Annotated in this window: 14 protein-coding genes; 7 read left to right on the top strand and 7 right to left on the bottom strand. The window is 61.9% G+C overall.

Annotated elements, in window-relative coordinates; genetic code table 11:
- Positions 1-160: 160 nt before the first annotated feature.
- Positions 161-1,762 (bottom strand): ABC transporter substrate-binding protein, encoded by a 1,602-nt coding sequence (locus GKN89_RS22160; protein WP_019454282.1) that lies wholly within the window; start codon positions 1,760-1,762, stop codon positions 161-163.
- 174 nt (positions 1,763-1,936) lie between these two features.
- Here GKN89_RS22160 and GKN89_RS22155 point away from each other — a divergent pair, with 174 nt between their 5' ends.
- The gene (locus GKN89_RS22155) at positions 1,937-2,518 is read left to right on the top strand and encodes a flavin reductase family protein (RefSeq protein WP_019454281.1); all 582 of its coding nucleotides are present in this window, start codon (positions 1,937-1,939) and stop codon (positions 2,516-2,518) included.
- Here the strand turns inward: GKN89_RS22155 and GKN89_RS22150 are convergent.
- Entirely contained in the window at positions 2,515-2,895 is a 381-nt protein-coding gene (locus GKN89_RS22150) for a helix-turn-helix domain-containing protein (RefSeq protein ID WP_154747785.1), read from the bottom strand. The two genes, GKN89_RS22155 and GKN89_RS22150, sit on opposite strands and share 4 nt — an antisense overlap.
- A gap of 84 nt (positions 2,896-2,979) precedes the next feature.
- Here GKN89_RS22150 and GKN89_RS22145 point away from each other — a divergent pair, with 84 nt between their 5' ends.
- Positions 2,980-3,747, top strand: coding sequence for an NAD(P)H-dependent oxidoreductase (locus GKN89_RS22145; RefSeq protein WP_154747784.1), 768 nt, complete (start codon positions 2,980-2,982; stop codon positions 3,745-3,747).
- Here the strand turns inward: GKN89_RS22145 and GKN89_RS22140 are convergent.
- Positions 3,744-3,992 (bottom strand): hypothetical protein, encoded by a 249-nt coding sequence (locus tag GKN89_RS22140; RefSeq protein ID WP_019454278.1) that lies wholly within the window; start codon positions 3,990-3,992, stop codon positions 3,744-3,746. The two genes, GKN89_RS22145 and GKN89_RS22140, sit on opposite strands and share 4 nt — an antisense overlap.
- A gap of 195 nt (positions 3,993-4,187) precedes the next feature.
- On the opposite strand from GKN89_RS22140, the gene GKN89_RS22135 reads away from it, so the two are divergent.
- Both GKN89_RS22135 and GKN89_RS22130 read left to right on the top strand, forming a co-directional pair.
- Positions 4,188-4,592 carry an Exc2 family lipoprotein gene (locus tag GKN89_RS22135; RefSeq protein WP_019454277.1) on the top strand — a complete coding sequence of 135 codons (405 nt, stop codon included), beginning with the start codon at positions 4,188-4,190 and terminating at the stop codon, positions 4,590-4,592.
- A gap of 108 nt (positions 4,593-4,700) precedes the next feature.
- Positions 4,701-5,342 (top strand): protein disulfide oxidoreductase DsbA, encoded by a 642-nt coding sequence (locus tag GKN89_RS22130; RefSeq protein ID WP_019454276.1) that lies wholly within the window; start codon positions 4,701-4,703, stop codon positions 5,340-5,342.
- Between the two features lie 35 nt (positions 5,343-5,377).
- Here GKN89_RS22130 and GKN89_RS22125 read toward each other — a convergent pair whose 3' ends face one another.
- A complete protein-coding gene (locus tag GKN89_RS22125) occupies positions 5,378-6,100 on the bottom strand; it encodes a phosphatase PAP2 family protein (RefSeq protein WP_154747783.1) in 723 nt (240 codons plus the stop codon).
- Between the two features lie 225 nt (positions 6,101-6,325).
- Between GKN89_RS22125 and feaR the strand changes: the two genes are divergently transcribed.
- Positions 6,326-7,225: a transcriptional regulator FeaR gene (feaR, locus tag GKN89_RS22120; protein WP_019454274.1), complete on the top strand. Its 900-nt coding sequence runs from the start codon at positions 6,326-6,328 to the stop codon at positions 7,223-7,225.
- Positions 7,226-7,258: 33 nt separating this feature from the next.
- Here feaR and GKN89_RS22115 read toward each other — a convergent pair whose 3' ends face one another.
- Both GKN89_RS22115 and leuE read right to left on the bottom strand, forming a co-directional pair.
- Positions 7,259-8,758, bottom strand: coding sequence for an aldehyde dehydrogenase family protein (locus GKN89_RS22115; RefSeq protein WP_154747782.1), 1,500 nt, complete (start codon positions 8,756-8,758; stop codon positions 7,259-7,261).
- Between the two features lie 159 nt (positions 8,759-8,917).
- Positions 8,918-9,556, bottom strand: coding sequence for a leucine efflux protein LeuE (leuE, locus tag GKN89_RS22110; protein WP_016928933.1), 639 nt, complete (start codon positions 9,554-9,556; stop codon positions 8,918-8,920).
- 237 nt (positions 9,557-9,793) lie between these two features.
- On the opposite strand from leuE, the gene ada reads away from it, so the two are divergent.
- Together ada and GKN89_RS22100 are read left to right on the top strand one after the other, a co-directional pair.
- A complete protein-coding gene (ada, locus tag GKN89_RS22105; protein ID WP_154747781.1) occupies positions 9,794-10,849 on the top strand; it encodes a bifunctional DNA-binding transcriptional regulator/O6-methylguanine-DNA methyltransferase Ada in 1,056 nt (351 codons plus the stop codon).
- Positions 10,846-11,559 (top strand): 2OG-Fe(II) oxygenase, encoded by a 714-nt coding sequence (locus tag GKN89_RS22100; RefSeq protein ID WP_063918805.1) that lies wholly within the window; start codon positions 10,846-10,848, stop codon positions 11,557-11,559. Before ada ends, GKN89_RS22100 begins: the two co-directional genes overlap by 4 nt.
- On the opposite strand, the gene tehB is transcribed toward GKN89_RS22100, so the two are convergent.
- Positions 11,554-12,417 carry an SAM-dependent methyltransferase TehB gene (tehB, locus tag GKN89_RS22095; protein ID WP_154747780.1) on the bottom strand — a complete coding sequence of 288 codons (864 nt, stop codon included), beginning with the start codon at positions 12,415-12,417 and terminating at the stop codon, positions 11,554-11,556. The two genes, GKN89_RS22100 and tehB, sit on opposite strands and share 6 nt — an antisense overlap.
- Positions 12,418-12,463: the final 46 nt, after the last annotated feature.

Below are 12,463 nucleotides of genomic sequence, written 5' to 3'. Positions count from 1 at the left end.
TAGGCTTATTAAGCTATGAATTTAATGGGTTAAGTGCCTGGCGACAGGGGAGACAGTTAGCATCGTAAGTTGTGAAGTTAATGCGCGGTAGGTTCAGAGGCTGGCAGCTTATTAAGCGATGAGACGGGGGGCGCCGCAGCCCCGCTGCGGCGCCCTGGGGTCAGTTTAATTTGGCCTTGGCGAAATCGCTGCCGTTCACGTCCACCACATAGCCGCTCAGGTTGCTGCGGGTGGCGTAGAACACCTTGCCGGTGGCCAACGGCAGCCACGGCGCCTGTTTGGCGAAGATCACCTGCGCCTGTTGATACAGCTTGGCGCGCGCCTGCGGCTGGTTTTCCTGGATCGCCTGCTGGATCAGTTTGTCGTAATCCTTATCGCACCAGCGCGCCACGTTGGCGCCGCTCTGCACGCCGGCGCAGCCGAGCAGGGTGGCGAAGTTATCCGGATCGCCGTTGTCCGACACCCAACCGTAAAGCGCGCTCTGCTGTTCACCTTTGCGCAGCCCGGCCAGATACTGGCCCCACTCCCAGGTGACGATCTTGGCCTTCACGCCCACCTTCGCCCAGTCGCTCTGAATCATCTCGGCGATGCGCTTCGAGTTCGGGTTGTAGGGGCGCTGTACCGGCATCGACCAGATGTCGGTCTCAAAGCCCTGCTCCAGCCCGGCCTGCTTCAGCAGTTCGCGCGCCTTCTGCGGATCGTAGGCGTACTCCGGCAGTTTATCGTTGTAGCCCAGCATGCCCGGCGGCAGCAGCGAATTGGCCGGGGTGCCGCTGTCTTTGAACACGGCGGCGACGATCGCTTTCTTGTCTACCGCGTAGCTCAGCGCCTGGCGCACCAGCAGGTTGTCGAACGGTTTTTTCTGGGTGTTGAACGCCAGATAGCCGACGTTCAGCCCGGTAATATCGTGCAGCTGCAGGTTGCTGTCGGCCTTGATGGCGGCGAATTGTTCCGGCAGCGGTGCCGGGATGATCTGGCATTCGTTGGTTTTCAGCTTGGCCAGCCGGGTTTGCGGATCCGGCGTAATGGAGAAGATCAGGTGCTTGCTGGCCACTTCGCCCTGCCAGTAGTGCGGGTTGGCGATGTAGCGGATCAGCGAATCCTGCTTGTACTGCTGCAGCGCGAACGGCCCGGTGCCGATCGGCCAGTTGTCGACGTATTCCGGCGTGCCCTTTTTCAACATCGCGTCGGCGTACTCGGCGGACAGGATCGAGGCGAAATCCATCGCCCAATCGGCGACGAAGGCGGCGTTGGGCTGGCTCAGCGTGAAGCGCACGTGATGCTCGTCCACCGCTTCCACCTTGGTGATCAGCTTGTCCAGGCCCATGTCGGTGAAGTATTCATAATTGCCGCCGGAAACCTTGTGGTAGGGGTTAGCGGGATCCTTCTGCCGCATCACGGTGAACACCACGTCTTCGGCATTGAAGTCGCGCGTTGGGGTGAAGTATTTGTTGCTGTTGAATTTCACCCCCTGGCGCAGGGTGAAGGTGTAGGTCTTGCCGTCCGGGCTGACGCTCCACTCGGTGGCCAGCGAAGGAGCGGGCGTTTTATCGCTTTCACGCAGCGTTACCAGCCGGTTGTACAGCACCTGTGAGGTGGCGATAAAGGTCGGCCCGGAGCTGGAAAGCTGTGGGTTGAACGATTCCGGCGAGGCGACGGTGCAGTACACCAGCGCATCGGAAGCGGCCAGCGCGCCGCCCGCCGACAACAGGCCGCAGCCGGCCAGCGCCAATCCGGCGATAGGGTGTTTTAAAAACGTCAAGGCAAGATCCTCAGGTGGAATGGGCCGTTACCGGCGAATTGATTTAACTATAGATAACGGATGGCGAGACGGGGAACAAGCCTCTCATCTGCGCATTCTGTGCGCCCCGCATTGCTTGCCTTTACGGCGTAGATCTACACTGCGGGACAATCACTCACTCGCAAGGATTTCCCGATGAGCCACTTTCGCCCTGTCGCCCTCGAACACGCCAGCCGCCTGCTGAACCACGGGCCGACGGTCTTGATCACCAGTCGCAGCCGCGACGGCGCCAAACGCAACGTGATGGCCGCCGCCTGGTCGATGCCGGTGGAGTTCAGCCCACCGCGCATCGCCATCGTGGTCGATAAAGGCGCACACAGTCGGCAGATGATCGAAGAGAGCGGCGCATTCGGTATTTGCGTGCCGGCGGCGATGTTCATCGACGCCACCTACGCGGTCGGCAGCGTGTCCGGGCTGGACGACGACAAGTTCTCCCGCTTCCACATCGCCGCAGCGCCGAGCGCCACGCTGCAGGTGCCGCTGATCGAACAGGGCTGCGTGGCGTGGCTGGAGTGTCGGTTGCTGCCGGAAAGCGGCGCGCAGGAAAAATACGACACCTGTTTCGGTGAGGTGCTGAGCGCGGCGGCGGACGAACGGGTATTCCAACAGGGGCGCTGGCACTTCACCGCCGCCAATGCGGATCTGCACACCATTCATCATCTGGGGGCGGGCAATTTCGTGCGCAGCGGCGAGACGCTGCGGGCCAAACCGCTTTAATCGGCCTTGCGCCTGCGGTCAGCATCATAGCGCTCGCGGGCGGCGTCCAGCTCGGGGAAATGGTATTCCGCCCACTTATCCAGCGCCGCCAGCGTCTCGCCCAGCGAGCAGGCGACGGCGCTGAGCCGGTATTCCACATGCGACTGATTCTTTTCACTTAAATCCAGCCGTTCGAGCAGCCCATTGCGTTCCAATTGACGCAGCGTTTGTGTCAGCACCTTCTGCGAAATGCCGTCGATGCGGCGCAGCAGCTCGCCGTTGCGCATCGGGCGTTGTGCCAGCGCAGGCAGGATCAGCATCACCCACTTGCCGGAAATCAGCGCCAGCGCATCGCGCGCGGAACACTTGCTCGAATAGACGTCGCCGGGATAAGCCATTGGGGGTTACCTTCAGGTGCGTAATTGCCAAGGGGGTGAGAAAGCCACAGCATAACAGCACCACCTTACAACGGGAGAAACAGGATGAACGTGCTGATTGTGCTGGCTCACCCCGAGCCGCATTCTTTCAATGCCCATTTGGCTGAACAGGCGCGGCAGGCCTGGCTGGCGCAGGGGCACCAGGTGAAGACGGTCGATCTGTATCAGGAGGGGTTTGATCCGCGCGAGGGCGCCGGCCACTACCCCAGCAGAAAGCAGGCGGACAGATTTGATGCGATGCAGGAGCAGCGCCATCACTGGACGATCCAGGCGCTGCCGGCGGAGATTCGGCGGCATATCGAGCTGCTGCGCTGGGCGGATACGCTGGTGCTGCAGTTCCCTTTCTGGTGGTTCGGCGCACCGGCCATCCTCAAAGGCTGGATGGATCGGGTGTTCGTTTACGGCGGGGTGTACGACAGCCGCCACCGCCATGAGAACGGCGTGATGCGCGGCAAACGGGCGCTGCTGACCGTCACCGCCGGCGCTTCCGCTCAGGCCTGTGCGCCGGACGGGCGCGACGGCGATATGCGGCTGATGCTGTGGCCAATCATGCATGCGCTGCACTATATCGGCTTTAGCGTGCTGGAGCCGTTCCTGGTCTATGGCGTGCGCGGCGGGTTGGCGGACGAGGAGCGGCGGGCGCAGAACGCCGCTTTGGCGCAGGTGACGCAGGCGTATCGGGAAGGCTTAAGCGATCTTGCCGCCTGGCCGGCGGTACCGTTCAACCGCAATGACGATTTTGACGCCGATCTGGCGCTGAAGCCCGGCGCGCCGGTCTACAGCCCGTTCGTGCGGCACCGCGATCCGGATTAAAACCCGGCCTTCAGCAGCTCCTCGCGCAAATCGTCGATAATCGCCGGTTCGATGTCGGGGAACTGCTGCTGAATATCGGCGATGGCTTCGGCCACGCTGGGGCCGGCGAAGGTGCCGGAGAAGGGCAGCAGCGGCAGATTGGCGTCGCTGTCCGGCAGTTCACCGCGGATCGTGCCGGTGATCATGCCCGCTTTTTTTTCCGCCGTGAGGTCGTACTCTCCCACGTTTTTGTCGATCGGTTTCATTGGCCACCTCGCTGTCGGTGAGTGTTTTGCCCTGTCTGTTAAAGCATAGTGTTTCAGGCAATGAATACCAATCAATTTATATAATATTAATATAAAACAATAAGATGACTCTCTCCTGCCGTTTGACGTTCGCGGGCGTTCAGCGCTATGCTCGTGGCGCTGAAGGAACCTTCCTCACTGACAGGGATAGACGATATGAAAAGACTGAAAAGCGCGGCGCTGTTGCTGCCGCTGTTGGCGCTCAGCGCCTGCACCCAGCATCTCAGCAGCGCCGAGCTGCATGCCAAGCACTACATTTATCAAACCCGCGACGACTTCGAGCCGGGGTTCCGCACCGACGTGAACGGCAGCATTAAAAACGCCGTGCCGATGTTCGAACAATTCTACCAAATGGGGAAAAAGGATCGCGCGGCGGGCGTGGCGCGCAGTGAAGCGCAGAAAAAAGCCGACTATCTGGCCAGCCCGGAATTCCAGCAGAACATGGAACACAAAACCATCTTCATCAACCGCGCCTACAGCGGCTCCGACAATCCTAAACGCCGTCAGGTGCTCTCGCAGGAGGCGGTAGGCGCCTATTGGGACGGCTACGAAGGGCGCTGAACATAATCCCTCACAAATAGAAGGTAATAAAAACTGGTCTTCTGGCGGTTATTTGATTATAAAAACCGCCGCTAAGGACGATGTTCATAGATGAAACCAGGAGTGTTTATGTTGGCAAAAGTTAAGCGTTCGTTCGCCGCCGCCGTCGTATTGATGTTGGCGTTACCCGCGGTTCAGGCCGCGGATTACCGTGCGGGCGAGCAATACACCCGGCTGGATAAGCCGGTGGCCACCGCGCCGGCGGTGGTGGAATTTTTCTCCTTCTACTGCGGCCCTTGCTATCAGTTCGCCGAAACCTATCGCGTAGGCAGCACTGTCGCGCAGGCGCTGCCCGCCGGCGAGAAGCTGACCAAATATCACGTCAGCCTGATGGGCAAACTGGGCAATGAGCTGACCGAGGCCTGGGCGGTGGCGACGGTGCTGGGCGTGGAAGACAAGATTGAAGGGCCGATGTTCGAAGCGGTGCAGAAACAGCGCGCCGTCAACGGCGCCGAGGATATTCAGCGGGTGTTCACGGCGGCCGGCATCGATGCCGCCACCTACGAAAACGCGCGCCACAGCCTGCTGGTCAAAGGATTGATCGCCAAGCAGAACGAAGCGGTGAAAGCGTTCGAGGTGCGCGGCACCCCGTCGTTCTACGTGGCAGGCAAATACAAGATAGACAATGCCGGCATGGCCAGCACCAGCGTTGAAGGCTACGCCAAAGAGTATGCGGCGGTGGTGCGTTACCTGTTGGACAAACAGCCGTAAACCGGGCCGCCTGGGCCCGGTGTTAGCCGCCGGGTCTATTTCGCCGCGGGCAAATCCAACGCCTGACGCAGCTCGTCGCGCGCTTGCCGATACTGTTGCTGGAAATCCTGCTGCTGTGAAAGCTGCTGGCTGATCACGCTGCCGGCGATGCGGCCCATCTCGATATCGGAAGGGTAGTGAATGCCCGCCACTACCCGGTTGTCGCCGTATTGCCAGGCGCGCGTCATGATGGCGGCGCGCTTCTCCGGCACCATGTTGGCCAGGGTAATGCCCATCAGCGTGCCCAGCGTGGTGTGGCCGGAAGGCCAGGAGCCGGAGCTGGAGCGTTTGACGATCGGCTCGATGCGGCTGTCCAGCATATGCGGGCGCGGGCGCTTCCAGAAATCTTTCGCCGGATCGACCACCGCCGCTTCGGTAGCGACGATGCGATCGAAGAAGGCGCTCACGGCCGGCAACGCCTGGGCGTTGAACTTCGGCCCCATCACGTTGCTGTACACCCAAACGTTCTCTTCCGCATCCGCTTTGGCCTGGCTGGCCATCTCCAGCGTGCGTTTCTGTTGCATGTCGAGCACTTCCCGCAGTTCGCGCTGGGTCTGAGCCGAGTCGTTGGCCGGCGGCGGCGGCAGAATGTGGGTCAGATCCACCTGCTGCGCGGTGGTGAACGGTTGGGCTTCCTCTGCCGCCTGCGCGTGGAACGCGGCCAGCGCGCTGGCGGTAAACAAGCACAGCGCCAAAGCGGATTTTTGCAATGATTTCATCGGATCAGGTCCAGGGTGTCAAAGTGAAGGGAACAGCAGCCTTGTATCTTTGATGAGGGTTGTGATGATGCGATGACGGTTTCGTGGCGAATTGATGACAACGCGCCCGGTGAATTGTGATCGCGGCGCCAAATCCCCCGTTGATCATTGATTGTGTGTTAACGGATTGTTATGGTGTTTTTCTGTTCAACGGCGCAGCGCTGCTGCTGTTCGAAGGGAGAGATCATGACGGCATTGGCAACGCTCCGGGACGCCGGCTTCGAAGAGTGGCTGGGGAAAATCAACACCGCCTGCGGCAGGTTCTGCGCGAAAACGCTGGGGCCGGGCTTCAGCGGAGCGATGCAGGAATTCCGCGCCCATGCGCTGCGTCTGAGCGTGGTCGATGTGTCCCAGGCCCGGCTGTACCGCACGCCGCGCGAGATCGCCCGCAGCGACGGCGCGCACTTTTTTACCGTTTTCCAACTGCGCGGCAGTGCGTTGATGGAGCAGGGCGACCGCCAGACGGTGCTCTCTCCCGGCGATATGACGCTGATTGACGCCTCACAGCCCAGCAGTTTCACCTTCCAGCGCGATTCGCGCCAAATTTCTCTGCTGTTGCCGCGCGGCTGCCTGCCGTTGCCGCCGCCGTGCGCGCGGCGTCTGGGGGCGGAGCTCAGCGCGGTGCGTCTCAGCCGCCAACTGGTGCTGAGCAGCATGCAGGATCCGCTGCTCGCCGCGGCGGAAAGCGAGGCGGTGCTGAATGCATTGGCGGCGCTGCTGCGTCCGGCGCTGGCGCTCGAACAGGCGCGGCCGGAGGGGCCTCCGTCGGTTTTCGACAAGGCGTTGGCATTGATCGACAGGCATATCCAGTCGGCGCAGCTGCGCCCGGAATGGGTGGCGGCCGAGTTGGGAGTCTCGTTGCGCAGCCTGTATCGGCTGTTCGCCCGACAGGGGCTGGTGGTGGCGCAGTACATCAGGAACCGCCGGCTGGATCTGTGTGCGCAGGCGCTGCGCAGCGCCGCCGGTCAGGAGAAGTTGGCTGGCATCGGCCTCGACTGGGGCTTCACCGATCACAGCCATTTCTCGACCGCTTTCAAGCAGCGCTTTGGCATGTCGCCGAGCGAATACCGCCGGCAATATCAATAAGTCTGGGCGCGGGGCAGGCCCGCGCCGCTTCACTCAATAGCGGATGCAGACCGATTTCGATTCGGTGTAGGCGTCCAGCCAATCCGGGCCGAAATCGCGGCCGCTGCCCGACTGTTTAAACCCGCCGAACGGCATGTTCGGATCGATCAGCGTATGGGTGTTGACCCACACGGTGCCGGCCTGAATACGCGGCGTCAGCGCCATCGCTTTCTGCAGGCTGGTGGTCCACAGGCTGGCGGTCAGCCCGAAGTCGGTGTCGTTGGCCTTGCTCAGCGCCTCTTCGGCGCTCGCCACCCGGATCAGGTTGACCACCGGGCCAAACACTTCTTCGCGCGTCAGGTTCAACCGATCGTCCGGGTTGATCACCAGCGTCGGCGGAATGTAGAAGCCGTTGGCGTCCGGCCCGGCCGCGCCGCCGATGAGCTCGGCGTTTTTCGCCCGGGCGTCGTCCAGGTAGGCCGCCACCTTGTTGCGGTGCGCAAGCGACACCAGCGGGTTGATTTGCGCGCCGGCATCCATCCCCGGCCCGACCGACAGCGATTTCACCGCCTGTTCAAAACCGGCTACCAGCTGGTCGTAAATCGGCGCTTCGATATAAATCCGCGAGCTGGCGGCGCACACCTGCCCCTGGTTGAGGAAGCTGCCGAGCATCAGGCCTTCGATCACCTGCTGCGGATCGGCGTCTTTCAGTACGATAGCCGGGTTTTTGCCGCCCAACTCCAGCGTCACGCGGGTCAGGCGATCCGCCGCGGCGCGCGCAATGCTTTTGCCGACCGGCGTGGAACCGGTAAAGCTGACTTTGGCGATCAGCGGATGTTCGGTCAGCGCCTTGCCGCACACGGTGCCGCGGCCGGTGACCACGTTGAACACGCCCGGCGGCACGCCGGCTTCGCTCGCCAGCTCGGCCATGCGCAGCAGGGTGAGCGGGGTGGTTTCCGACGGTTTGATGACGATGGAGCAGCCCGCCGCCAGCGCCGGCATCACTTTCCACATGCCGATCATCAGCGGGAAGTTCCAGGGCACGATGCCGGCGACCACGCCAATCGGCTCTTTGCGGGTATAAACCTGATATTTGGCGCCCGGCGGAATCGGAATGGACACGTCCAGCGTCTGGCCGGTGATTTTGGTCGCCAGCCCGGCGGTGTAACGCATCCAATTCAGGGTGTTGCCGACTTCTAAGCCGCGGGCGATGTTGATCGATTTGCCCTGTTCCAGGGTTTCGAGCTGCGCCAGCTCTTCGGCATGCTGCTCCACCAGATCGGCGAAGCGCAGCAGGATGCGCTCGCGTTCTACCGGCAGGCGCTGCGCCCAGACGCCTTCGCTGAAGGCTTTATGGGCGGACTGCACCGCCAGTGCGACGTCGTGTTCATTGGCGTCGGCGGTCGTGGCGATCTGCTGGCCATTGGCGGGGTTATACACCGCCAGGCGGCCTTCCGCGACGGACGCGCGCCACTGGCCGTCGATATACAGCCCATGCTGACGATCGAGAAAACGCGATACGCTATCCAGCACGGCTACGGTATTGTCAGACATACATCCTCCGATCAGGCTCATCAGGTTAGGGTTAACCCTGAAAGTCTATATCAGCGGGAAAGCGGCGGCTTTGGTCTGCCTGACATTCGGTTTGCCCTGCGTGTCATTTTGCCGTGACGGACGAGTAAACTGCGGCCGGCGGGCGCCGGCCGAGAGGGATTACGAACTCAGCGTCGCCAGACGGGTGGCGAAACCGAGGAACAGCAGGCCGATCAGGCCATTGCCGAGCTTCGCCAGGCCTTTCTTGTGATTGAAGAAATGCGCCAGCATCGCGCCGGAGAAGATCAGCGTGCTCATGTAGATAAAGCTGACGGCTTCGAGGATCAGCGCCAGAATGGTGAACGACAGCCCGGTGTGTGCGTAGTTGAAGTCGATGAACTGCACGAAGAACGACACGTAAAACAGGATCGCTTTCGGGTTGGTCAGGCTCAGCGTCAGCGACTTGCGCAGAATGCTGTGGCCGCCTTCAATTTGCTGCTGTTGCGCCTGCGCCTTCTGCACGAAGGTGGCGTAGAGGATTTTTGCGCCGAGGAACAGCAGATAAATCGCGCCGAGAAAACGCACCAGGGTAAACAGGAACGGCGTGGTGCGGATCAGCGAAGCCACGCCGATATAGGCGCAGAAGATCAGGATCGCATCGCCGATAAACACGCCCAGTGCCGCGGTGTAGCCGGCGCGCACGCCGCGCGATACGCCGGTTTTCAGCACGTACAGCGTATTCGGCCCCGGCAGAATGATGATGAAGACCACCCCGGCCAAATAGGTCCATAAATTCAGGACGCCAAAACTCTCTAACACAATAACCTCTCCATGCGCGCAACTAACAGGCAAAAACACTGGCCACGCCCGTGGCCGGCCGAGATCCTAACGCCGTGCAAGCGGGTTGGCAACGTAATAAACTTCATGTTGTTGGTTAAAAATTGTCGAAAGATTGTTGAAAACGTCGGCGCCGAATTAAAAAGCAAGAGTCGGCGTGTTTCGCTAACGGCCCGTCACTATGCTGGTTAACACCGAAACCGCAGTGAGGAACGGATGATGAAAAACTTAATCGACAGCGCCGATCCGCGCTGGCTGGCGATTGTCAGCCGCGACAAACACGCCGACGGCCGCTTTATCTACGCGGTGAAAACCACCGGCGTGTATTGCTCGCCTTCTTGCCCGTCACGCCAGCCGAATCGGCAAAACGTGGAGCTGTTCGACGACGCGGCGCAGGCGGAGGCTGCCGGCTATCGGCCGTGTAAACGCTGCCGACAGGGGCTAACGCCGCTGTCTGAGCAGCATGCGCAGCAGATCGCCGAGGCCTGCCGCTATATCGAACGAGCGGAGAAAGCGCCGTCGCTGCAGATGCTGGCGCGCCACGTCGGGTTGAGCCAGTACCATTTTCACCGGCTGTTCAAGGCGATCACCGGCCTGACGCCGAAAGGCTATGCCGACGCGCAGCGCAGCCAGCGGTTGCGCTGCGGTCTTAAGCAGCAGGAGACGGTGACCGACGCGATATTCGACGCCGGCTATGGCGCCAACGGCCGCTTTTACCAGCAAGCCAACGCCGCGCTGGGCATGACGCCAAAAGCCTACCGGGCGGGCGGCAAAGGCATGCGCATCCATTTCGCCGTCGGGCGCTGTTCGCTGGGCGAGATCCTGGCGGCGCAAAGCGAAGTCGGCATCTGCGCCATTTTGCTGGGGGACGATGCGCAGCAGCTGGTGCAGGATCTGCAGGACAAATTCCCCAACGCTGAACTGATCGGCGGCGACGCGCAGTATGAAACGCTGATGGCGCAGGTGGTGGGGCTGATCGAAGCGCCGGAGAGCGGGCTGGCGCTGCCGCTGGATATTCGCGGCACTGCATTCCAACAGCGAGTCTGGCGGGCGCTGCAGGCGATACCGGTCGGTGAAACCGTCAGCTACGCCGATATCGCCCGGCGCATCGGCGCGCCGAAGGCGGTGCGCGCAGTAGCCGGCGCCTGCGCCGCCAACATGCTGGCGGTGGCGATCCCCTGCCACCGGGTGGTGCGCAACGACGGCGCCTTGTCCGGTTATCGCTGGGGCGTCGAGCGCAAGCAAGCCTTGCTGGAAAAAGAGGCGCAGCGATGAGCGGCGCGCTGGCGGCGCGGTTGGTCGAATTGGACTGGTCGGCGATCGAACGCGAACTTGATGCGCAGGGAAGCGCGCGCCTGCCGGGCGTGCTCAGCGCCGAACTGTGCCGGCAATTGGCGGCGCTTTATCCGCATGGCGAACATTTTCGCAGCCGCATCGTCATGGCGCGTCACGGTTTTGGCCGCGGCGAGTACCAGTATTTTGCGTATCCGTTACCGCCCCCGGTGGCCGAAGCGCGCAGCCTGCTGTACGCGCGGTTGGCGCCGTTGGCCAATCGTTGGAATGCCATGCTGGGTCTGGAGACGCGTTATCCCGCCGAACACGAGGCCTACCTGGCTGAATGCCATCAGGCCGGCCAGCGGCGGCCAACGCCGCTGCTGTTGCGTTACACGGAGGGGGATTACAACTGTTTGCATCAGGATTTGTACGGCGAACGGGTGTTTCCGCTGCAGGTGGCGTTCCTGCTTTCCGCCCCCGGGCAAGACTTCACCGGCGGCGAGTTTGTGCTGACCGAGCAGCGGCCGCGCATGCAGAGCCGGCCGGAGGTGGTGCCCTTGCAGCAGGGGGACGCGGTGGTGTTCGCGGTGCACCATCGGCCGGTGGCCGGGGCGAGAGGCTACTATCGGGTCAATCTGCGCCACGGCGTCAGCCGGATACGCACCGGGCAACGCCACACGCTAGGGGTGATCTTTCACGACGCGTTATAGCTTGCGCGCCAGCAGGGTGGCGAAGCGCAGCGAGATGCGGTTGCCGGCGGCATCGGTCTTGTGCAGTTGCCCGACGTCCTCGTTGTATTTGAGGATCTGCCAGTCGCGATAATAGTGCTTCAGCTCGCCCGGCTTGAAGGTGAACGGGAACGGCAGCGGGCAGGGATAATCCTCGGTATCCATCGCCGCCACGATCAGGTTATGGCCGCCGGGCACGGTGCTGTCCTGCATGTTTTGCACGATATGCGGGATCTGCTGGCGCTCGAGGAACATCAACACCACGGTGGACAGGATGAAGTCATACTCGCCGCTGAAGCGGTGGATATTGAGATCCTGCACCCTGGCGCTCAGGTGGGTCAATTGCTCGGCGTCGATGATCTGGTTGAGGCGCGCTATCGACGGCGCGTGCTTGTCCCAGGCGGTGACGTCGAAGCCTTTCAGATTGAGATAGAGCGAATTGCGCCCGCCGCCGCAGCCCAGATCCAGCGCCTTGCCCGGCGCGATGCGTGCCGCCGCCTCGATCACTTCGGAATGGGTGCGCGTCAGTTGGTATTTCTTGTGGTAGTACTCTTCCGGCGTGCAGTAAAACGCCAGCCGACAGGTCATGTCGTCCGAGAAGGAAACGATGCGATGCCACTGCTGCGGTTCGATAAACGGCGGCTGGCTTTCGGGGCTGAACTGCCAGGTCTCGGTGGTGGCGCCATCCTCGGTCATCATGGCGAACGTCAGGCTGCCGCTCAGCACGGTGAGTTTCGCCCAGGTGCCGCTCTGGGTGTTGTGGCGCTGGCGAAAGGCTTCCGGCAGCGTGTCGCTGTTCCATTCCGGCAGGGTTTTATAGCAAAGCAGCTGCTGCTCCATAGGGGGGCTCCTCTGGCTGGGCGAGCAAAGTGATTTATATGATGCA

Source organism: Serratia sp. YC16 (assembly GCF_009707615.1).
Taxonomy (GTDB): domain Bacteria; phylum Pseudomonadota; class Gammaproteobacteria; order Enterobacterales; family Enterobacteriaceae; genus Serratia; species Serratia surfactantfaciens.
The sequence above is the reverse complement of the archived record's forward strand: the minus strand, read 5'-3'. Positions and strand labels throughout refer to the sequence as shown.